Annotated in this window: 16 protein-coding genes; 3 read left to right on the top strand and 13 right to left on the bottom strand. The window is 72.3% G+C overall.

Annotated elements, in window-relative coordinates:
* Positions 1–113 precede the first annotated feature (113 nt).
* The 3 genes from OG927_RS15785 to OG927_RS15775 all read right to left on the bottom strand — a co-directional run bounded on the left by OG927_RS15785 (position 114) and on the right by OG927_RS15775 (position 2,403).
* Positions 114–533, bottom strand: coding sequence for a universal stress protein (locus tag OG927_RS15785; protein ID WP_124282728.1), 420 nt, complete (start codon positions 531–533; stop codon positions 114–116).
* 110 nt (positions 534–643) lie between these two features.
* Positions 644–1,303, bottom strand: a complete 660-nt coding sequence (locus tag OG927_RS15780; RefSeq protein ID WP_330320344.1) for an FMN reductase — start codon at positions 1,301–1,303, stop codon at positions 644–646.
* A 5-nt stretch (positions 1,304–1,308) separates the two neighbouring features.
* Entirely contained in the window at positions 1,309–2,403 is a 1,095-nt protein-coding gene (locus OG927_RS15775; protein ID WP_124281903.1) for an LLM class flavin-dependent oxidoreductase, read from the bottom strand.
* 181 nt (positions 2,404–2,584) lie between these two features.
* Between OG927_RS15775 and OG927_RS15770 the strand changes: the two genes are divergently transcribed.
* Together OG927_RS15770 and trpS are read left to right on the top strand one after the other, a co-directional pair.
* On the top strand, positions 2,585–2,713 hold the full coding sequence (locus OG927_RS15770; protein WP_241191841.1) for a DUF6126 family protein: 129 nt from the start codon (positions 2,585–2,587) through the stop codon (positions 2,711–2,713).
* A gap of 310 nt (positions 2,714–3,023) precedes the next feature.
* Entirely contained in the window at positions 3,024–4,082 is a 1,059-nt protein-coding gene (gene trpS, locus OG927_RS15765) for a tryptophan--tRNA ligase (RefSeq protein WP_330320343.1), read from the top strand.
* Positions 4,083–4,125: 43 nt separating this feature from the next.
* Here trpS and OG927_RS15760 read toward each other — a convergent pair whose 3' ends face one another.
* From OG927_RS15760 to OG927_RS15745, 4 genes are all read right to left on the bottom strand, one after another.
* Positions 4,126–6,123, bottom strand: a complete 1,998-nt coding sequence (locus OG927_RS15760; protein WP_330320342.1) for an NAD-binding protein — start codon at positions 6,121–6,123, stop codon at positions 4,126–4,128.
* Between the two features lie 17 nt (positions 6,124–6,140).
* A complete protein-coding gene (locus OG927_RS15755) occupies positions 6,141–11,018 on the bottom strand; it encodes a DNA repair ATPase (RefSeq protein ID WP_330320341.1) in 4,878 nt (1,625 codons plus the stop codon).
* Positions 11,019–11,120: 102 nt separating this feature from the next.
* Positions 11,121–13,265 carry a flotillin family protein gene (locus OG927_RS15750; protein ID WP_056793253.1) on the bottom strand — a complete coding sequence of 715 codons (2,145 nt, stop codon included), beginning with the start codon at positions 13,263–13,265 and terminating at the stop codon, positions 11,121–11,123.
* Between the two features lie 111 nt (positions 13,266–13,376).
* Positions 13,377–14,054 carry a hypothetical protein gene (locus OG927_RS15745; protein WP_330320340.1) on the bottom strand — a complete coding sequence of 226 codons (678 nt, stop codon included), beginning with the start codon at positions 14,052–14,054 and terminating at the stop codon, positions 13,377–13,379.
* Between the two features lie 304 nt (positions 14,055–14,358).
* On the opposite strand from OG927_RS15745, the gene OG927_RS15740 reads away from it, so the two are divergent.
* Positions 14,359–15,432 carry a PucR family transcriptional regulator gene (locus tag OG927_RS15740; protein WP_330320339.1) on the top strand — a complete coding sequence of 358 codons (1,074 nt, stop codon included), beginning with the start codon at positions 14,359–14,361 and terminating at the stop codon, positions 15,430–15,432.
* Positions 15,433–15,577: 145 nt separating this feature from the next.
* Here OG927_RS15740 and OG927_RS15735 read toward each other — a convergent pair whose 3' ends face one another.
* The 6 genes from OG927_RS15735 to OG927_RS15710 all read right to left on the bottom strand — a co-directional run bounded on the left by OG927_RS15735 (position 15,578) and on the right by OG927_RS15710 (position 21,081).
* A complete protein-coding gene (locus OG927_RS15735; protein WP_056793255.1) occupies positions 15,578–16,033 on the bottom strand; it encodes a tellurite resistance TerB family protein in 456 nt (151 codons plus the stop codon).
* Between the two features lie 339 nt (positions 16,034–16,372).
* Entirely contained in the window at positions 16,373–17,626 is a 1,254-nt protein-coding gene (locus OG927_RS15730) for a cation:proton antiporter (protein ID WP_056793256.1), read from the bottom strand.
* A gap of 2 nt (positions 17,627–17,628) precedes the next feature.
* Entirely contained in the window at positions 17,629–18,099 is a 471-nt protein-coding gene (locus OG927_RS15725) for a cation:proton antiporter regulatory subunit (RefSeq protein ID WP_056793257.1), read from the bottom strand.
* 328 nt (positions 18,100–18,427) lie between these two features.
* Entirely contained in the window at positions 18,428–19,885 is a 1,458-nt protein-coding gene (locus OG927_RS15720; RefSeq protein WP_330320338.1) for a flotillin family protein, read from the bottom strand.
* A gap of 82 nt (positions 19,886–19,967) precedes the next feature.
* Complete coding sequence (locus OG927_RS15715) at positions 19,968–20,489, bottom strand: NfeD family protein (protein ID WP_056793259.1); 522 nt, start codon at positions 20,487–20,489, stop codon at positions 19,968–19,970.
* Between the two features lie 106 nt (positions 20,490–20,595).
* Positions 20,596–21,081 carry a peroxiredoxin gene (locus OG927_RS15710; RefSeq protein WP_056793260.1) on the bottom strand — a complete coding sequence of 162 codons (486 nt, stop codon included), beginning with the start codon at positions 21,079–21,081 and terminating at the stop codon, positions 20,596–20,598.
* Positions 21,082–21,199: the final 118 nt, after the last annotated feature.

The following is a 21,199-nucleotide window of genomic DNA, read 5'->3' as shown; positions in this document are numbered from 1 at the left end:
GACCCCGTGGACCGTGCCGACCGGCACCGGCCACGGGGTCCACCACGCAGGGGCGGCCCGACCGTCGGCCCGTCAGGGGAGCGGGGCCGGTCACGGGCGACCGGGGGAGCGGGTCAGTCGCGGACGACCGTGACGGGGCAGGTGGCGTGCTGGGTGACGTGGAGGCTGACCGAGCCGAGCAGGGTCGCCTTGAATCCGCTGTAACCGCGGGCGCCCACGACCAGCAGGTTCGCGCCCTTCGACCGCTCCAGCAGGGACTGTGCCGGATTGCCGATCACCACGATCTTCTCGACCGCCGCCGCGCCCACGCCGAGGGCCTCCTCCAGCGCCTCGTTGAGCGCGACGGTCGCCACGGCCTGCGGGTCGAAGTCCTCCGGCAGGCCCGGCGTCATGGACGCCCAGCTGGTCGCGGGGTACTCCCAGCTGTTGACCGCCTCGACCGTGTCACCGGTGAGTTCTGCCTGGCGCACGGCCCAGCGCAGCGCCTTGATGGACGCGTCCGAGCCGTCCACACCCACGACGATCCTGCCCATGTCTGCCTCCGTCTGTTCGCTCACGTACAGCGTGCGTCTCACTGTGCGCCTGTCCGTGACAACCCTAGTCAAACCGGACGCCCGGGGCTCGGTGGCCCCGGGCGTCCGGTTCAGCGCACCCGGAGGTCGGCGAGCTGCTGGGCGAACGGCACGACCGCGTCCTCGCCGTCGTCGAGCGTGAGCGCCCGGGACGCCCCGGAGACGGTCCGCCCCGTGACGGCGGAGGCCAGCTCGCCGCCCGCGCGCCGGATCCGGGACGGCAGCCCTTCGGTGTACTCGTCGCCGGACGAGCCCCAGTCCTCCGACGCCGCGTACACGGAGGTCGGCAGGACGACCGCCCTCAGGTAGGCGAAGAGCGGGCGCATGGCGTGTTCCAGGACCAGCGAGTGCCGCGGTGTGCCGCCCGTCGCCGCGATGAGGACGGGCTTGCCGGTCAGGGCTGTGTTGTCGACCAGGTCGAAGAACGACTTGAAGAGTCCGCTGTACGAGGCGGTGAAGACGGGCGACACGGCGATCAGCCCGTCCGCCGCGGTCACCGCGTCGATCGCCTCCTTCAGGCCGGCCGGGGGGAACCCGGTGACCAGGTGGTTCGCGATGTCGACGGCCAGGTCCCGCAGCTCGACGACCCGGACCTCGACCCTGCGGTCCTGGTCGACGGCGAGCCGCTCGCGGGCGGCCTCGGCGAGCCGGTCGGCCAGCAGCCGGGTGGACGAGGGGCTGCTGAGACCGGCCGAGACGGCCACGATCGTGAGGGGGGTGGTGGCGAACACGGTACTCAGACCTCCTTCGAGGCGGCTGCGGCACGGGCGGCGGTGACCGCGGGGTGGACGGGCGCGTCCGGCACACCGGCCGGGCGCAGGTTGGCGAACTCCTTGCGCAGCACCGGGACGACCTCTTCGCCGAGGAGGTCGAGCTGCTCCAGGACGGTCTTGAGCGGCAGTCCCGCGTGGTCCATCAGGAAGAGCTGGCGCTGGTAGTCGCCGACGGCGTCCCGGAAGGACAGGGTCCGCTCGATGACCTCCTGGGGGGAGCCCACGGTGAGCGGGGTCTCGCGGGTGAACTCCTCCAGGGACGGGCCGTGGCCGTAGACCGGCGCGTTGTCGAAGTACGGACGGAACTCCCGCACCGCGTCCTGCGAGTTCTTCCGCATGAACACCTGGCCGCCGAGGCCGACGATGGCCTGCTCGGCCGTGCCGTGCCCGTAGTGGGCGTAGCGGCGGCGGTAGAGGTCGACCATCTTCCGGGTGTGCTCCATGGGCCAGAAGATGTTGTTGTGGAAGAAGCCGTCGCCGTAGTACGCGGCCTGCTCGGCGATCTCGGGGGACCGGATGGAGCCGTGCCAGACGAACGGCGGGACGCCGTCGAGCGGGCGCGGGGTCGCGGTGAAGGACTGCAGCGGCGTACGGAACTTGCCCTCCCAGTCGACGACGTCCTCGCGCCACAGCTTGTGCAGCAGGGCGTAGTTCTCGATCGCGAGCGGGATGCCCTGGCGGATGTCCTTGCCGAACCACGGGTAGACCGGTCCGGTGTTGCCGCGGCCCATCATCAGGTCGACGCGGCCGTCCGCGAGGTGCTGGAGCGTGGCGTAGTCCTCGGCGATCTTCACCGGGTCGTTGGTGGTGATCAGGGTGGTGGACGTGGAGAGGATCAGCTTCTCGGTGCGGGCGGCGATGTAGCCGAGCGTGGTCGTCGGCGACGACGGGACGAAGGGCGGGTTGTGGTGCTCGCCGGTCGCGAAGACGTCCAGGCCGACTTCCTCGGCCTTGAGCGCGATCGCGAGAGTCGCCTTGATCCGCTCGTTCTCGCTGGGCGTCGTACCGGTCGTGGGGTCGGTGGTGACGTCTCCGACGGTGAAGATCCCGAACTGCATGGCGCCCGCCTCCTGAGGTGTGGAACGAGTTTGGTTGAACGTTGAACTATCTGGACACACCCTACAACGAGACACCCCCGATGCCTATTCCCGCCCGCTCCCGGGCGGCCGGGGACCACGGCTGCGTACCCTGGGTGCCGGGCTCCGCGCGGGGCTCCAGGGGCGAGAAGGTGGTCGGCGCATGGCAGAGAGCGAACGCTGGAAGGAACGCAACGTCGCTCTGCGCGTCTTCGTCTACGTCTTCGCGACGCACATTTTCGCCGGTTTCATCATGGTGCTGTTCTACGTGGGCGGCCACGCGGACAAGTAGCCCGCGGACCGCTGCCCCGCCGCGTCTCCCCCGGCACCGCGTCACCACGTCCGGACGCACGTGCTGATCCTCCCGCCGCCCGTCCCGGCCCGCGGCCACGGTCGCCAACCTCCGTGCCGCGGCGACCCGTGCTCGATACACTGCCCCCATGACCTCCGTACCGTGCCGGAACTGGTGGCGCTCCTCCTAGGAGCGGCCGCCTTCATCTGCACGGAACCAGGGCCGTTCGACAGGACGGCCCTTTCTGCTGCACCGGTGCCCCCGTGGCGCGGGCCGTCCTCCACGCACACACCACCGCGAGGAGAGCCCCGTGACCACCACCACCGATCTGCCCGTCAGCCCCGCCGAGCTGCGCAGCGCCGAGCTGGAGCGGCAACTGGCCCGGGACCCCGGCCGTTTCCGGGTCCTCACCGGGGACCGGCCCACCGGGGCCCTGCACCTCGGCCACTACTTCGGCACGCTCCACAACCGGGTACGCCTCCAGGACCTCGGCGTGGACGTCTTCGTCCTCATCGCCGACTACCAGGTCCTCACCGACCGGGACGTCGCCGAGCGCCTCACCGAGCACGTGGAGGGGATGCTGCTGGACTACCTGGCCATCGGGATCGACCCCGCCCGCACGACCGTCTTCAACCACAGCGCCGTACCGGCCCTCAACCAGCTCCTGCTGCCGTTCCTCTCCCTCGTCTCCGTGGCCGAGCTCGGCCGCAACCCCACCGTCAAGGACGAGATCGCCCACTCCCGGCAGTCCGCCGTCAGCGGGCTCATGTACACCTACCCGGTGCACCAGGCCGCCGACATCCTCTTCTGCAAGGGCGACTTCGTGCCCGTCGGGCAGGATCAGCTGCCCCACCTGGAGGTCACCCGCACCGTCGCCCGGCGCTTCAACGAGCGGTACGGCGCCGTCTTCCCCGAGCCCGACGCGCTGCTCTCCGCCACGCCCCTGCTGCTCGGCACGGACGGCACCAAGATGAGCAAGAGCCGGAACAACTCCGTCGCCCTCGGCGCGAGCGAGGACGAGACCGCCCGGCTGATCAGGGGCGCGACCACCGACGCCGACCGGCACATCACCTACGACCCCGTGGCCCGGCCCGGGGTGTCCGGACTGGTCCTGCTGGCCGCGCTCTGTCTCGGGCGGGACCCGCACGCCGTCGCCGAGGAGATCGGGAACGGCGGATCCGCCGCGCTGAAGCGGACGGTGACCGACGCCGTCAACGCCACGATGGCCCCGATCCGCGCCCGGCGCGCCGCCTACGCGCAGGACATGGGGTACGTGCGGGACGTCCTGCGCGCCGGCAACGAGCGGGCGAACGCCGTCGCCGAGACGACCCTGGACGAGGTGCGGCAGGCGATGGGCATGATCCGCTGAACGGCCCCGCGGCGCGGACCGCCCGCTCCGGGAGGGGCGGCCCCTAGCGGCGGGCCGAGGCGCGCTGCCGGCGCAGCAGCTCCGCGAGGCCCCGCCGGGTCGCGGCGATCACCACCCGGTCCTCCCGGCGCAGTACGTAACCCGGGTGCAGGTCCCAGACCAGGCCCGAAGGCCGGTCCGCCGCCCCGGGGCCGAACGGATCGTACGGCGGGACGGCGGCCAGGTCCGGGTGGCGGTCGGCCGGTGGTGTGGCGTCCAGGGCCAGGACCCGCCAGGCGCCGGGGCGGAAGGCCTGTTCGACGGTGTGGCCCTCCAGCTGCGGGTGGCCGCCCACCTCCAGGGCCGCGAAGAGCATCACCTTGCGCTCGACCGGGACGGCGCCGAGGATCTGGCGGCCCATCATGGCGACCGCGAACGACGGGGCGGCAAGATGGGAAACGGACCGGGAGCGGGTCAGGGCCTGCGGGTGGGCGGTGCGCAGGGTGCGGTAGACGGCCGTCGCGAACTCGTCGTCGTACAGGCGCAGCGCCACCCGCAGGTCCGGCTTCACCGAGCGTGCGTACAGGGCCGCTTCGAGGTTCGTCGTGTCGATGCTCGTCAGGGCGAGCAGGGCGTGGGCCCGGCGGATCTTGGCGGCTTCCAGGACACCTTCCTGGGTGACGTCCCCGATGACGGTCGGTACGTGCAGGCTGCGGGCCAGCGGGATGCCGCGCGCCTCCGGGTCCTCCTCGACGACGACCACGGGGATGTCCATCTCGCGCAGCCGCACCAGCACCCTCGTGCCGATCTTGCCGAGCCCCAGGAGCACCACGTGGCCGGACAGGCCCCGGGGCGGGCGCCGCAGCGCGGAGGCGGTGCGCAGCGAGCCGAACGCCTCCAGGACGGCGGCGACCAGCAGGGGGAGGAGCAGGAGCCCGGCCGTCCCGGACAGTATCTGGATGATCCGGCGGGACGTCGGTTCGGTGTCCTCCGCGGGGTCGCCCATCGCGAGCAGGTCGAGCAGGGTCAGGTAGGCGGCGTGCAGCGGGCTGTCGCCGGTGGTCACGACCGAGGCGACGGCCAGGCCCACGACGGCCGCCGCGACGCCCGCCGCCGACCAGCGCAGCCTGCGCGAGAAGATGTGGCCCAGCGGCGCGCCCCTGCCTCCCATCCGGGTCGGGACGCGGTCGGGGCCCGCCTGGCTGATGGCCTCCAGGACCACCGTGCCCCGGCCGGTCGCCGCGGCCACCGTCGCCCGGTCGGGCAGGAGCTGGGGGCCCTCGTCGCCACTGCTGTCGGAGCCCTCGGTGCCCGCCGGGTCGTGCGTGGTGGAGGAGAGCAGGGCCAGGGTGCACAGGCCGGGGTCGGCGAGTTCGCCCTGCCCGGGCGGGGTGCGTTCGACGGCGCGCAGGAGGAGGCCCTCGGCCTGGATGACCTTGCTGCTGCCGGTGACCGCCGTGGCGGCGAGGGCCGGGGCGGCGGTGTCGGCGTCGGACAGGACGGTCGTGGAGGCGTCCAGGGCGGTCGGGTCGAGGCCGGGCATGGCGACGGCGGCGGCCTGGTCGAGCAGGGTCTCCAGGTGCTGGCCGAGCTTGCGGTTGTAGAGCCGGATGACCAGCCGCAGGCGCGGGTTGAGCCGCCGGGCGGTCAGCGCGGCCCGGATGTTGCGCTCGTCGTCGTCGTAGACCAGGGCGAGGGCGGCGGCCCGGTCGACGCCCGCTTCCTCCAGCACCTCGTCCGAGGGCTCGTGGGCCTCCGTGATGCGTACGGCTTCGACGCCGGCGTTGGTGTCGTCGGCGCTCCCGCCGACCGTCCCGTTGCGGTTCATCGCCGCCGACATCCGGCCGAACAGGGCTGCTGCCCGGGCGCGTTGGGTGAGCGGCAGGTCGGGCCGGGCGGTGTCGCGGCCCGGCGGGAGGACGAGGGTGACCCGCTCCCCGTACACGTAGCGCAGCTCCACGGCGAGGCGCCGGGCGAGGGTGTCGTCGCCGCAGACCACCATGTGGCCACTGACGGTGGGGTGTTGAGGCTGCTGCGGGAGTGGGGGCACGAAACCCAGCATGCCTTGTCCTCTCTGTGTCAGTCGCTGTGGCCCCGGCGGTCGGCAGGGCCCGCCAGGAGGTGGCGCGGGTCGGCCGCCCGCCCGATCGCGGCCTCCACCGCCGCGATGCGGTCCGCGAGCAGCCCGAGGGCGGCGACCGCCCGCGTCATGGGGTCGCCGTCCGGGCCGCCGAGCGCCTGGGTACGGACGTACGAGGCGGTGATCGCGGCCCAGCGGTCCGCCTGTTCCGGGGTGAGGGTGCCGCGCAGTGCGGCGAGCTTCAGCAGGTTCGCCTCGGCGCCCGACGTGAGGGTCTGCGCCTCGCCGGCGTAGTGGTCCTCGACGACGGCCGCCAGCTCGGCGTCGTTCATGACGGGCACGATCCGCTCGGCGATCCTGTTCATGTTGCGGTACGAGCCCTGCAGCCGGAACGGCGGCTCGGTGCGCGTCGCGTCGGTCCGTGCCGCCGACGCGATGTACGCCGCGTTCACCGCGAGGACGGTGTCCCGGGCGGTGAGCAGATGGCGCAGGACGGAGACGATCCGGTCCAGCTCGGCAGGCGTGCAGGGATGCTCGAGGCGGTCCGCCCGCGCACCGGTACCGGTGGCGGAGGCCAGCCGCACGAGGAGGGCGAGGTCCTCCCGGGAGCGGCCGGCGAGCGGGGCGAGGACCGGGTTGGCGGTCAGGGCGTTCTCCACGAAGCTCAGCGCGAATACGTCCTCCCGGCCGCTCAGCACCTCGCCCAGATTCCACACGTCGGCCCGGTTGGCGAGCATGTCCGGAACCCGGAACCGGTCCCCGGACTCGGTGTACGGATTGCCCGCCATGACCACCGCGAACCGCTTTCCCCGCAGGTCGTAGCTGTGCGGCTCGCCGTTCCGCACCCCTTCGACCCGGCGGGTGGCGTCGCAGAGCGGAATGAACTTCTGGAGCAGCTCGGGCGAGGTGTGCTGGATGTCGTCGAGGTGGAGGAGGGTGTTGTTGCCCGACTCCAGGGCGAAGTTGATCTTCTCGACCTCCCGGCGTGCGGTGGCGTCGCGGGCCTGTGCCGGATCGAGGGAGGTCACGTCGTGGCCGAGGTTCGGTCCGCTGACCTTGACGAGCACCATGCCGAGCCGGTCGGCGACGTACTCCATGAGTGTCGTCTTGCCGTAGCCGGGCGGCGACACGAGGAGGAGCAGCCCCTGCGAGTCGGTGCGCCGGTCCGCGTCGGCGGTGCCGAGCTGCTTGGCGAGGCTGTCGCCGACGAGGGGCAGGTACACCTCGTCGAGCAGCCGGTTGCGCACGAACGCCGACATGACGCGCGGCCGGTGGTCGTCCAGGCGCAGCCGGGTGCGTTCCGCCGCGACCAGGGTGGTGCGCAGCCGTTGGTACGCGCGGAAACCGGGCACGGTGACGGTGCGGAACTCGGCGGTACGGGAGAGGAGTTCGTCCAGCCGCACCGGCAGCCTCCCCCCGTCGACCCGCGGGTGGTCGCCGAGGAGTCCCTCGACCGTCGCGGTCAGCGGGGCATCGCACTCGTAGCGCTCCAGCCGTGGGCACAGCTCCACGGCGACGGCCTCGGCGAGATCGCCGTCGTCCACCTCCGCGCCGCAGGCGGCGGCGTAGGACGTGAGCCAGCCCTCGACCAGCTGGCGCCGGGCGGGCAGGTCGTCGGCCAGGGCCGCCAGATCCTCGTCGTACGCCGAGGTGCCCGTGGCCCGGCGGAACTTCTCGAGGAACGTGCGGGTGGAGGTACCCGTGACGAACCCGGCGGGCCCGCCGGTCAGCTCCTCGAAGAGGTACGCGGCGACGGCGTCCCCGGAACCCATGACCGCCGCCCACTCCTCCTGGAGCGCGGTGACGGCCGGGGCGAGCCCGAACGTGTCACGGGCGCGCGCCAGCGACACCGCCCGGCGTGTCCACGAGGTGCGCCGGGCGTCGTCCGCCCCGTACGTCCAGAAGAGCTGTGCCGCCGCGCGCACGGCGGGCGGGAAGCGCAGCAGGCCCGCGCCGGAGTGCAGCCGCAGCAGGGTGGCCAGGATCGCGGTGGCGTCCTCGTCGTGCACGCCGCGCCGGTAGCCCTCGTCGTACGCCGCCGCGGCCGCTTCGCGTACGAGCGCGGCGAGGTCCGTCACGTCGCCCAGGGCGTCCGGGCCGTGCTCGTCCAGGAGGCGGGCGGCCAGGTGCTCGGCGCGGTAGACGCCCGCCGACTCGGACGGCAGCAGCTGGTCCCAGTACGGGCGGGCCGCCGCGAACTCCGGATCGGTGACCGGGGCCCGGTAGTCCGTGCCGGTCAGCGCGAAGGAGAGCCCGTCTCCGGACGGGACCAGCGTCAGATCGAACGGCTGGGTGTTCACCGCGAACCGGTGCCGGCCGAGCCGGACCACCGCCCCGCCGTCCGCGTACAGCTCGCCGCGGTCGCGCAGTGCCCGCCCGGCCTCCTGCCGGGCCGCCTTCAGCCGCCCGTCGAGCTCCTCGGCGCGCACCGGCTCGCCGAGCCCCCGCAGCTCGTCGGCGGTGCGGCGGACCTTGGCCACCATGGGGTCGGCGGCGAAGTACGTGTGGACGGCGTCCAGGTCCTCCAGCGACGCCACCCGCCGGGCGACGGTCCCCAGGACCCGGTTCGCCGAGTCCGCGAGCCGCTCCGCCCGCCGGGCCCGGGCATCCTGCAGCGACTGGCTGCGGGCCGAGAACGCCTCGTACACCTCTGTACGCCGCTCGGCCAGCCGGCCCAGGAAGCCGTCGGACTCCGCGAACCGGGACTCCAGGTTCTCCAGCTGGAGCAGCAGCCGCGCGAGCTGCTCGTCGCAGGCTTCGGGGGTGTCCGCGGCGGCCAGCGCTCCCGTGACGGCCTGCCCGAGCAGCGCGAACTCGGCAGCGAACTCGGCCCGTCCCTCCCGGGACAGCAGCTCCCCGCGGCGGGCGTCCAGCGTCGCGCGGGCCCGGTTGGCGCCGGCCAGCACCTCGGCGATCCGCTCCAGGATCGACGTACGGACGGTGGCGTCACCGATGTCGAGCCCGGTGACGACGTCCGTCACGGTGCCGAGGCCCTCGGTGATCCCGGTCAGCCGGTCCGCGACGGCCGCCGTGGCGGCGACACTGTCCGCCGCGCCCGCGGCCCCGGTGAGCTGCGCGAGGTCCTCGTGGTAGCCGGTGAAGGCGTCCTCCCGGGCGAGGAAGGCCACGGCCCGCCGGGCGGCCGATGCGAGGTCCTGCTCGGTCTCCGCGGAGAGGTCGGCGATCCGGCCGGTGTCGGCGTACCGCATCTCGGCGAGGGTCGCCACATGGCCGTGGGCGCGGCGCAGTTCGGTGAGCTGGGCCACCCAGGCGGCGGCCGAGCGCGGTGCCTCGCCGCGGATGCGGCGGACGAGGGCGGTGAGCCGGGCGGTGGTCGCGGCGAGGGCGTCGGCGGCCTGCCGGGTCAGCTCCTGCACCGTCTCGAATTCGGCCAGGACCTGGTGGGCGGTGGCCCGCAGCTCCTCCAGCGGCTCGGCGAGCGCGCCCAGCTCGGGGTCCGCCAGCCAGTGGTAACGGTCGCCGGCCCGGGTGCAGTCGGCGACCAGCTGCCCGTACACGGCGGTGGTCGGCGTCATGTCCCGCACACCGTGTGCCAGGGCGAGGCAGTCGGAGATCCCGCGCACCAGGTCGGCGTTCCCGGTCCGGGCGAGCGGACCCGTGCCGACGGGGCGGGAGGCGGCGTAGGTGTCGGAGACGTACGGGGTCTGCCAGCGCTGCACCGGGTGGACGCGGCCCGGCCCGTCGCCGCTCTCGCCGCCGTCCTTGAGGAGGATCAGGGTGCCGTCGTCGAGGAGGGCGTGACCGCGGCCGAGCAGCGGGGTGGCGACCTCCTGGCGGATCAGGTTGTAGGGGAGGAGGAGGGTGCGGCTCTCGTCCCGGTCCCGGAAGACGTACAGCACGTCCTCACCGTTGGGCGAGCGGACCGCGCCCTCGAAGACCGGGTCGGTGAGCTCCTCCGCGGTGTCGAAGGTCTTGGCGGCCCCGGTGGTGAGGTAGTAGCCGCCGGGGAAGATGATCCCCTGGTCCTCGGGGAGCCGGTGGCAGGACGGTCCGATCGCGTCGAGCCTCCGGACGGTGGAGAGCAGCGTGTTGAAGACCAGGTGGCGCCGGCCCTCCTCCTTGTACGGGCGCACCCGCAGCAGGATCAGCGGTCCCGCCTCCGCGTACTCGACGTCGGCGTCCGCGAGGGACTGGAGCGGCTCGTCGACGGGCTCCTCGTAGATCCCGTCCGGGGAACCGGTGTCGTTCACGGTCTTGACGGTGAGGCTGCCGCCCAGCGTGTCGACGAAGACCGTGTCCCGGATCGCGAGGTGCGGATGCCGCCCCGGCACGTGCGTGTCCCGGCCCGCCGGGACCCAGTCGACATCGTGCGACGGCGGGAACACGTGGTCCCGGTCCCCCCGGGCGTCCAGGAACGCCCCGGGTGCGCCGTCCGGACCCAGCGCCCAGCGCAGGACACGGATGTCCTCGGCGGTCTCGCCGGTACGGAAGACGGCGAGCAGCCTGCCGTTGACGCGCCGCAGCCGGAGCAGCCGGGCGCCGCGGTAGTAGCGGTGCAACCCGGCGAACTCCCGGACGAAGGCCTCGTCGGTGAGCAGCCCGGCGTCCGTCTCCTCCAGCCCGGGACCCCGCGGGAGGATCACGTCACCGACGGCCGGCTCCCCGCCCGCCCCGGGCCCGCGCTCGAAGCCGAACAGCAGCCGGCCGCCCACGGCGACGAGGTCCCGGGCGGTGGACGCCTGCTCGGTGACCACCTGCTCGGTGGCGAGCAGCCGCAGCCCGGTCGAGCCGAACTCCTCGGTCCGCCGCGCGTTGAGGGCCTCGGCCCGCCGGACGAGCTCGGCGGCCTGCCCGTCGAGCCGCCGCCGGAGCACCTCGTAGGCACCGGTGTCGGTGGGTGTGGTGTCGCGGTCCATGCGTACGGCTCCCTACAAGACATCTACGTCCGACAACCCGCCCGGCCCCGGGCGCCCGAGGCCGACCCGGCCCGCCCTGCGCCCGGGGACGACCCGCCCCGACTACCCCACGGCCGCCCCGTTCCGCGACACCGGAGGAGCCGCGGGCCCGCCGCCGGCTTCCGCGGACCCGTCACCGGCCCCCGTCAACGAGGACACCGTCATCCCCGCCAGCCCCAGCTCCTCCGCCGCGGCCAGCAGCTGCCGTACCTGCCCGGCGCCCGCCCCCGACGACGCCCGCATCAGCTGCGTCAGCAGCGCCGACACAGTCAGGTTCCGCACGTCCCCCGTGGAGACGGACCCCAGCACCCGGGTCAGGTCGTCCGTGAACGACCCGCTGCCGTCCAGCCACGGACCCGCCAGGGCCTGCGCGGTCTTCGAGTTCTCCACGAACCCGTCCACGCTCCGCCCGAGGGAGATCGACGAGACGATCCGGTCGAAGAAGACCGAGTCGCCGCCGACGATGTCGATGTCCGCGTTCTCCAGCCCCGTCGCGAGCACCGTGGCCTGCGCCTGGGCGACCTGCCGCTGCACGTCGAACTCCGCCAGTCGGATCTCCTTCTCCGCGGCCAGCCGCAGCCGGTACTCCTCGTGCCCGCGCGACGCGTCGTCCAGCGCCGCCATGGCCGTGGCCTTCTGCGTGAGCCCCTCCGCCTCGGCCTTCAGCCTCTCGCCGAGCACCGCCGCGTCCGCCGCCGCCTGGGCGTGCGTACCCTCCGCGACCGCCAGCGCCTTGAGCCGCGAGCCCTCCGCCTCGGCCCTGAGCCGAGCCTCCGTCGCCCGGCCCTCCGCGAGTCCGGCCTTCTCGGTGACGTCGGCCTCCGCGTCCCGGACCTGGACGTCCGCCAGCCCCACCGCGGCGGTCTCGGCCTGGATGCCCTCCGCGAGTCGCAGCTTCGCCTGCGCGTCGAGTTCGGCGGTCTTCAGCCGGGCCTCCGCGAGCGTCAGCTGCTCCGCCGCCAGGTGCGTCGCCGCCACCTCGGCGGCCTCGGCCGCCTTGATGTCCTTGACCAGCTTCTCCTGCGCTTCCGCCTCCGCCGCGATGATGACCGACCTGCGGGTGCGCTCCGACTCCTCGACGGCCCGCAGCGTCAGGATCGACTCCTCCTGCTCCGCGACCGTGCGGTCCACCGCGATCCGCTCCCGGATCACGTCCGCGACCTCGCGGCGCTCGGCCTCGACCTCCTTCGTCGCGGCGATCCGGTTCAGCTCGGTCTCGCGCTCGCGCCCGATGACCTCCAGCAGCCGGTCCTTCTCGATGCGCTCGTTCTCCACCGCGATGACCCGCTCACGGTTCTTCTGCGCGACCGCGACCTCACGGGCCTGGTTCTCCCGCTGGATGCCGAGCTGCTCCTCGGTACGGATGAACGCGCTCTGCGAACCGAGCCGCTCCTCCTCCTGCACCCGGGCGGTGGCCGCCTCCTCGCGGGCCCGCAGCGTCTCGACCTCGCGGCGCTGCTTGATCTCGGCCTCGGCCTGCCGGCGCTCCAGCTCCAGGATGGTCTCGCGGGCGTCGACGTCCTGGCGGGTGATCTCCTTCTGCTCCGTGCGCTGGAACTCGTTGGTCCGCACGTGCTCGATCGACGTCAGCTCGGTGATCTTCCGGATGCCCTGGGCGTCCAGGATGTTCGCGCCGTCGAGCTGTGCCATCGGCGTCTGCTCGAGGAAGTCGATCGCGGCGTCGTCGAGGTGGTAGCCGTTCAGGTCGGTCCCGATGACCCGGATGATCCGGTCCCGGAACTCCTCGCGCTTGGTGTACAGGTCGACGAAGTCGAGCTGCTTGCCGACGGTCTTGAGCGCCTCCGAGAACTTCGCGGCGAAGAACTCCTGGATCGCGACCTTGTCGCTCGCCCGTTCCGTGCCGATGGCCTGGGCCACCTTGATGACGTCCTCGACGGTCTTGTTGACCCGGACGAAGAAGGTGATGTGGATGTCGGCGCGGATGTTGTCCTGGCAGATCAGACCTTCGCGGCCGGTGCGGCGGATCTCGATGGTCTTCACCGAGATGTCCATGGTTTCGGCCTTGTGCAGCACCGGCAGGACGACCGCACCGGTGAAGGTGACGTCGACCTTCTTGGTCTTGGAGATGATCAGCGCCTTGCCCTGTTCGACCTTGCGGAACAGGCGGGTGACGACGAAGAGCAGAGCGAGCGTGATGAGCAGGACGACGGCGATGAGCACGCCGACGCCCAAGGAGATGGCATCCATGTCAGTCCTTGGCGGCTGGTGGGATAAGGAAGAAGAAGGAAGGGCGCACCGTGTGACGGCGGCATGCGGAACCAGGGGCCCGGGGACCCTGGGCGTCGGACGCGGGGCGGGTCAGCCGGCCGCGCGCGGCAGCGGTCGCGGTCCCGGGTCGAGCGCGGCGTCGTACGGCGACACCCAGAAGAACTCGCCCTCCGCGTCGTACGCGTAGAGAAGCCCCGCACTGCCCGCCACGAACACGTCACCGGAGCCGGCGGAGTCACCGCCGGGGGTGCCCCCGGGCGCGGACGGCCGCTCCAGCAGGCGTACCTGCACGATCGCGGTCGAACCGTCGGCCGCCGCGACCTCCGCCTGCCCGAAGTCGGCAGTGACGGAACCCGTACGGATCGTGCAGACCCGCCCCAGGAAGTCCTGTCGCGATGGAGGAGGTTCCGCCGGGAAGTACCTGCGGAAGTGGCGTACGAGCATGCGGACTGCCCCCCAGGCGATCAGCAGGGCTCCCGCCAGCACGACGACGTGGAGCAGGGACCGCGCGGTGCCGGTGACACCGCTGCGCACCACCAGGGCCGATCCCGTCAGGCTGATGAACCAGGACACGACGACGGCCAGTGACACCGACACGGCGACCGGTACCCCACCGACGCCGACCGCGTCGGCGTCCAGGTCGGAGTCGAAGGTGTCGTACGCGGCGGCCCCGGCGAGGACCAGCAGCCAGAAGCAGACGACGACCACCAGGGCGGCACCGAAGAGAACGGCCGGAAAGGTGAGTGCCGCCGAAAGGAATTCGGTCATCCGGTCCACCCCCCCTGCGACTCGGTGCGTCTCTGCGGGGTTCGGGGGGCCGGCCGGCAGCCGGAGGGCACCGGCGCCGCGACACCGTGAACGGCACCGCAGCGTCCGGTTCTTCTCCCCCGTGCGTCCCCCGTGACCCCCGTGATTTCCCCCGTGTGCTGCTGACCAGATGGTGTCAGCCGGGGGAGTGTCCGCGCATTGCCGGATTCCGGCAAACTTGGTGAGATCACCCTGCCGGGCACCGGCATCGCGCCCGGTGCGTTGGCGGTACGAGGGCGCAGACACACGTACGGAGGAGTGCACCGTGGCGGAGCCGGAGATCCCCCAGGAGTTCCTGGGGGACCATGCCCGCGTCCTGGCCGAGGTCGCGGAGACGGGCCGTCGGCTCACGCGCGACGAGCTGGAGACCAGGCGCACCCTCGGCAGGGAGGCGGCGGAGGCGGGCCACCAGCTGCGTGCCCTGGTGAACCTCCATCTGTCGGCGACGCGTTCGGCCTGGCCGCGTGGAGCGATCGGGGCCGGTGCGACCGCCACCGACGCCGTGCTGGCGGCGGTGGAGCAGGCCGTCGACGCGTTCGCGGAGGGTTTCGAGCGGGCGCAGCGCCTCACGGTGCGGCGCGAGGAGGCGGCGCGGCGGGAGTTCATCGACGACCTGCTGTACGGGCGCAGCGACCTGGGCCGTCTCGCGGAACGCGCCACACGCTTCGGGCTGCGGCTCTCGCGGGCGCACGCCGTCGCGGTCGCGTCGGGCCCGGAGGCGTACACCGAGACCGACACCGTGCCCCGCAGCGTGGAGGCGGCCCTGCTCGCACGCTTCAGCGGCCGGAAGATCCTGCTCACCACGAAGGACGGCCGGCTCGTGTGCATCGCGCCCGGCAGCCAGCCGGACGTCCTGCGGTACTTCGCCAAACAGGCGCACGCCGCGACGGACGGCGGGCAGGTGGCGGTGGGCCGCCCGCACCGCGGCCCCGGCGGGGTGGTCCACTCGTACGACGAGGCACTCGACGCGCTCGACCTGGCGCAGCGGATGGGGCTCGACGAGCCGGTGCTGTACGCCGCCGACCTGCTGGTCTATCCGGTGCTGACGCGTGACCGGCAGGCGATGGCCGACCTGGTGCGCAGCGAGCTCGGCCCGCTCAAGGAGGCCAGGGGTGGCGCGGAACCGTTGCTGCAGACCCTGTCGGTGTACTTCGACGCGGGGTGCGTCGCCGCGGAGACGGCCCGCAGGCTGTCGCTCAGCGTGCGCGCCCTGACGTACCGGCTGGAGCGCATCCACCAGCTGACGGGCTCCGACCCGTCCGACCCGACGCACCGCTACACCCTGCAGACCGCGGTGATCGGTGCCCAGCTGCTCGACTGGCCCGCGAAGGAGCTCTGACCGGGGCAGAGGGGTGGCCGGGGGCGCACAGGGGGGTGCGGCGCCCCCGGCCTGCCGGATGCGGACCGCGGGTGGGTGGCCCGCGGCCGTCCGGCGGTACGGAGCGTACGGCGGCGGAAGTGCCGTGCCGTACGGGGGAGTTGTCCTACAGGTCGAACTCGTGCGGCGGCAGGTCGAGCGCGTAGCACGCCTCCCGCACGACGGCCTGTTCCGACGGGTCGAAGTCGCCGTCGGCGCCGCCGATGACGATGCCGATCTGGATGACGGCCCGGGCCTCGGCGGGCTTCTTCTTCGCCTTGGCGATCTCCTGGAGCACGCCGACCTTGCCGAAGTCGAAGTCCGCGGTCAGCTTGTCCACGTAGTCGTTGAAGCGGCGCTGCAGGTCGTCCGCGGGGAAGTTGCGCAGGACGTCGTTGCCCGCGATCAGGGCGGCGACGCGCTGGCGTTCGGACGGGTCGATGGAACCGTCGGCAGCGGCGACCAGGGCGCACATGGCCATGCTCGCATCCCGGAACGCCCCGCTCTTCAGGTCGTTCTTCTTCGCTTCCAGCTGCGTCTGCATCGTCGACGCGGATTCCTTGATCCGATCCCACAGGGCCATGACGTCTCCATACGTTGCGGTGCGTGCGGTGCGGAACCCCTCAGACTCTACAGCGGTGTAGAAGTAAGCGTGCCGGCCCTGCCGTGGCCGGCCGGCCAGTGGACGGGGCGCTCGTGGAAGGGGCGCTCGCGGGTGCTCGCGCACCGGGTGACCCTGCCTCGGACAGGCCGCCGGGGCTGCCCCTCCACCGCCCGGACGCCTCACTCGTGGACCGCTCCGATCGGCTCGGGAGGATCGGGTTCACGCGCGGGAACGGGGACGGGGGCGGCGAGCGGTCCGCGACGGACATGCGTCCGCCTCGGCCGTGGCTCGCCGCCCCCGTCCTTCTTCCCGGTCCGTTCAGTCGGTGTCGCGACCGGCGTGCTCCGGCGTGAGGTCGTCGTGCGAGGGCATCGGCTCGTCACGCGCGACCGCGGGTGCGGGCTTCTTCCCCCGGCCGGCCAGCTTGGCCTGCAGCTTGGAGGCGACCGGCTCGGTCCAGCGTGCGGTGAGCGGTCCGACGATCACGAGGATCAGCACGTACGCGGTGGCGATGGGCCCGATCCGCGGCTCCGTCGCCACGGCCAGACCGGCGATGACGATGGAGAACTCGCCACGTGCCACGAGCGTGCCGCCCGCCCGCCAACGGCCCCGGGGACCGATCCCGGCCCGCCGCGACGCGTACCAGCCGGTGCCGATCTTGGTGAAGACGGTGACGATCGCCAGCAGCGCCGCCGGAAGCAGCACGGGCGGGATCTCCGCCGGGTCGGTGGACAGACCGAAGAACACGAAGAAGACGGCGGCGAACAGGTCCCGCAGCGGTGTCAGCAGCTTGCGGGCGCCCTCGGCGACCTCACCGGACAGGGCGATACCCACGAGGAACGCGCCGACGGCCGCGGACACCTGCAGCTGCTGCGCCACTCCGGCCACCAGCACGGTGAGCCCGAGGACGACGAGCAGCAGCATCTCCGGATTGTCGGAGGACACCGCACGGCTGATGAGGCGTCCGTGCCGCAGTGCCAGGTACAGCACGAACCCGACGGTGCCGAGCGCGATCAGGAGGGCGATGCTGCCACCGGCCAGGCCGACCCCGGCCAGCATCGCGGTGAGCAGCGGGAGGTAGACGGCCATGGCCAGGTCCTCGATGACGAGGACACCGAGGATGACAGGTGTCTCGCGGTTGCCGAGCCGCCCCATGTCGGTCATCACCTTGGCGATCACACCGGACGACGAGATCCAGGTGACCCCGGCCAGCGCCACGGCCCCCACGGGCCCCCACCCGAGCATCAGACCGGCTGCCGCACCGGGCGTCGCGTTGAGCACGAAGTCGACGGCCCCGGACGGGTACTGCGTCTTGAGACTCGTGACGAGCTCGGACGCGCTGTACTCGAGTCCGAGCAGGAGGAGCAGGAGGATGACGCCGATCTCCGCCCCGATGGCGGTGAACTCCTCACTGGCACCGAGCGGCAGCAGCCCGCCCTCACCGAAGGCCAGACCGGCCAGCAGGTACAGGGGGATCGGCGAGAGCCCGACCCGCCCGGCGAAGCGCCCGATGATGCCGAGCCCCAGAATGACGGAGCCCAGCTCCACCAGCAGTGCAGTCGTGTCGTGCACGGTCAGCCCTCCGCAATGATCTCGGAGAGCGTGTCCACGCCCTCACGCGTTCCAACAACAACGAGCGTGTCCCCGATGGCCAGCCGGAAGTCCGGCCCGGGGGACGGATGCGCACTGTGCGTACGCAGAACAGCCACGATCGACGCACCCGTCCGGGTCCGCGCCTTCGTCTCCCCGAGCAGCCGCCCGCCGTACGGGGAGCGGGTCCCGAGCGGAATGTGCTCGGTGACCAGATCGATCCCCTCGGTCCGCACCGCGTCGATCGGAGCGGCATCGATGAGATGCGCGAGCCCGGTGGCCTCCGAGGTGGTCAGGGGTACGGAGAGCAGGCACGAATCAGGGTCGTCCTTCTCGTAGAACCCGAGAAAACGCCGTCCGTCGTGGTGCACGACCACGGAGATGTGCTGTCCCGACTCGGTGGTGTAGTCGTACTGCACGCCGACTCCCGGCAGTGATGTGCGGTGGGTTCCCATGACGTCCTCCCGAGGAGCGCGGCGATCCGGCGCTTTTTGATGATCTCTTTAGCCGCCCATTACCCTAACCGGCGGCGAGTTTCGGCCGCCGGGCCGCGGGGGCGGGTGAGGGTCCGGCGCAGGGCACCGGGGTGTTCGCGGAAGGCCGGCCGGATCCGTGCCGCGGCGAGCCCCGACGGGCACGGCGATGATCAGGACTCCGGCCGGGCGGGAGCGCCCGGCGGCCGGGGGGAAAACGTCGCCGACCGGGTAGGACCTGCCGGGGCCGGTGGACGCGAACGGGCCCGGCGGTGGACGATCGCCGCCGGGCCCGTGCAGCAGGGGCGGGTCAGTCGGTGACCTCGATCTTGCTGTTCCTGTCCGGGGCCGTGGGCTGCGGTACGGAGACGGCTGCCGCCTCGGACGCCGCGCCGCCGCCCGTCCTGCCCTTGAGGTTCTGGAGCAGTGCGCCCAGGTCGACGCCGGTGGTCGAGCTCAGCAGCTCCATGCCCTGGGCCACGTTGTCGGTGACCGTGCGGGACAGCTGGCTGGCGCCGTCCGTCGAGATGACCGTCATCTTGTCGATGGCGCTCAGCGGCTCGGACGCCTTGGCGACGACCTGCGGGAGCACCTCGACGAGCATCTGCAGCACGGCCGCGTCGCCGTACCGGGCGAAGGCGTCGGCCTTCTTGTGCATGGCCTCGGCCTCGGCCGCACCCTTCGCGGCGATGGCGGCGGCCTCGGCCTCACCCTCGATGCGTACGGCGTCGGCGAGGGCCGAGCGGTGGAGCTTCTCGCCCTGACCGGTCAGGCGGGAGCGCTCCGCGTCCGCCTCGGCCTCCTTGACCTGGGCGATACGACGGGCCTCGGCCTCCTGCTCCGCCTGGTAGCGGGCGGCGTCCGCCGGCTTGCGGACCTTGGTGTCGAGCTCGCGGTCGGTCAGGGCGGCCTGGCGCTGGGCGACCTTCTCCTGTTCGGCGAGGACCTCCTGCTGCCGGGCGGCCTCGGCGAGCGGGCCCGCGGCGTTGGCCTTGGCCGCGGCGGCTTCCGTCTCGGCCTTGATCTCGGCCTGCTTCAGGTAGAACGTCCGCTCGGCGATGGCGATCTCCTCGGCCGCCTTCAGCCGGGCCTGCTCCGAGGCACGCCGGGCGATGGCCTCGGCGATGTCGGCCTCCTGCTTGGCGCGGGCGGCCTCGGGACGGCCGAGGTCCTCCAGGTAGGAGCCCTCGGTCGTGATGTCCTGGATCTGGAAGGCGTCCAGGATCAGGCCCTGGCCGGAGAGACTGGCTTCGGCCTCCTCGGCGACCTGGCCGGCGAACGCGGCACGGTCGCGGATGATGTCCTCGACGGACATCCGGCCGACGATCGCGCGCAGGGCGCCGGAGAGCACTTCCTGGGTGAAGCCGACGATGCCGTTCTGCTGCTGCAGGAAGCGCTGGGCGGCGGCCCGGATCGCGTCCTCGCTGCCGCCGACCTTGACGATCGCGACACCTTCGAGGTTGGACTTCACGCCGCGCAGGGTGACGGCGCCGCGCACGGCGACGGGGATGTGCCGGCTGGAGAGGTCCAGGGTGAACTTCTGCTGGACGAACGGCACGACGAAGACGCCACCGCCGACGACGACCTTCTGGCCGCTGTTGTCGATACTGGTGCGGCCGGTCACCGGATCGGTGGACTTCTTGCCGCGGCGGCCGGTGATGATGAAGGCCTGGCTGGGCCCCGCGACCTTGTAGCGGGTGATGACCGCGAGGGCCAGGAGTACGACGAGCACGACTACGCCGATGACGGCGATCACTACTGGACTCATGAGTGGTGTCCCCCCTGCCTCCCGAGGGGGCGGCAGTTTTGTTCGGACTGTGCGGGCTGTGCGGGAATCGGGCGGGTGCGGGTCAGCGCTCGACGGGGCGGACCGTGACCGAGGTGGTCGAGAGCGTCGCCTCGACCCAGACCTCGGCGCCGCGCTCGACCGGGACCGCGCTCTTCGCGGAGAACTTGACGGTCTGGCCCGCGAGGCGCAGCAGGACCTCGCCGTAGCCGTCGGCCGGGATCGGCGTGACGACGGACCCGGAGGTGCCGATGAGGTCCTCGCCGCGCGGAGTGGCGGTGGTCTGGTCCCGCATCAGGGCCTTGCTGAGCCTCCAGGTCAGCCAGGCGGCGACGATCCCCGCCACGGCTCCCGCCGCGACCGCGACGGGAGCACCCACGTCGGTGGTGCCGAGGACGATCGCGCCGCCGAAGCCGAGCATGGAGAGGAAGCCGGCGATCACGGGCAGCGAGAGCAGACCGTCGAAGAAACCGTTCAGCAGTCCGCCCAGGGCGTCACCGAAGAGTCCTTCGAGGATTCCGTCGAAGATCAGGGAGAGCGTGAGAAGAACGATTCCCGCAATGCCGAGACCGAGAAAAATGGTCACGTGATCACTCCCCCGACCTTCGAATTTCCCCCGATATGTTTCCGTCGAACTGACTGGATGATCCCATGAAGCACCGGTGAGGGGTACTGCCGGGTTCCGGCAGTCTTCAGGCGGTTTTGATGCCGGAAATCTGCTCGGCAAGGGTGTCCAGCGACTGGAACGTGGCCCCGAGCAGGGCGACGTGCTTCCAGCGCAGCACACCGTCCGGACCGATCAGGAAGACCGAACGCCGTACGCCGATGCCGGGCGCCGTGACGCCGTAGGCCCTGGCGATCTCCCGCCCCTCGTCGGCCAGGAGCGGCATGCGCAGTCCGTGGGAGCGGGCGAACGACTCGTGGCTGTCCACACCCTGTGGGCTGATGCCCCAGACCTCGGCGTCGAGCCCTTCGAAGGTCTCGAACCCGGAGGAGTAGGAGCACAGCTGCCTGGTGCAGACGGACGTGTTGTCGCCGGGGTAGAAGGCGAGGACGACGGCCCGTCCGCGGGCGCCGGACAGGGTGTAGTCCCGGCGCTCGAAGGAGTCGTCGGACAGCATGCCGCCGGGCAGGGTGAAATCCTCTGCGGTGTCGCCGATCCGCGGTCCTGATGCCATGTCGAAACTCCCTGGAGTGGCCGTGCGCACGGATCCGTGCCTCGTGCGGTGACACGGCACTTTCCCCGCATCGGCAGGTTCGACCCATCCGTACACCCTCCGGCACCGAATATGGGGA

It is taken from the genome of Streptomyces clavifer, assembly GCF_036345975.1.
Lineage (GTDB): Bacteria > Actinomycetota > Actinomycetes > Streptomycetales > Streptomycetaceae > Streptomyces > Streptomyces clavifer.
This window is presented reverse-complemented; position numbering and strand designations above follow the sequence as displayed.

What these genes read in the sequence shown, in the direction of transcription:
- OG927_RS15785 (WP_124282728.1), bottom strand. Translation starts at nt 533, where the DNA reads ATGGGCAGGATCGTCGTGGGTGTGGACGGCTCGGACGCGTCCATCAAG.
- OG927_RS15775 (WP_124281903.1), bottom strand. Translation starts at nt 2,403, where the DNA reads ATGCAGTTCGGGATCTTCACCGTCGGAGACGTCACCACCGACCCCACG.
- OG927_RS15770 (WP_241191841.1), top strand. Translation starts at nt 2,585, where the DNA reads ATGGCAGAGAGCGAACGCTGGAAGGAACGCAACGTCGCTCTGCGCGTC.
- OG927_RS15760 (WP_330320342.1), bottom strand. Translation starts at nt 6,123, where the DNA reads ATGCTGGGTTTCGTGCCCCCACTCCCGCAGCAGCCTCAACACCCCACC.
- OG927_RS15755 (WP_330320341.1), bottom strand. Translation starts at nt 11,018, where the DNA reads ATGGACCGCGACACCACACCCACCGACACCGGTGCCTACGAGGTGCTC.
- OG927_RS15750 (WP_056793253.1), bottom strand. Translation starts at nt 13,265, where the DNA reads ATGGATGCCATCTCCTTGGGCGTCGGCGTGCTCATCGCCGTCGTCCTG.
- OG927_RS15745 (WP_330320340.1), bottom strand. Translation starts at nt 14,054, where the DNA reads ATGACCGAATTCCTTTCGGCGGCACTCACCTTTCCGGCCGTTCTCTTC.
- OG927_RS15735 (WP_056793255.1), bottom strand. Translation starts at nt 16,033, where the DNA reads ATGGCCCTGTGGGATCGGATCAAGGAATCCGCGTCGACGATGCAGACG.
- OG927_RS15725 (WP_056793257.1), bottom strand. Translation starts at nt 18,099, where the DNA reads ATGGGAACCCACCGCACATCACTGCCGGGAGTCGGCGTGCAGTACGAC.
- OG927_RS15720 (WP_330320338.1), bottom strand. Translation starts at nt 19,885, where the DNA reads ATGAGTCCAGTAGTGATCGCCGTCATCGGCGTAGTCGTGCTCGTCGTA.
- OG927_RS15710 (WP_056793260.1), bottom strand. Translation starts at nt 21,081, where the DNA reads ATGGCATCAGGACCGCGGATCGGCGACACCGCAGAGGATTTCACCCTG.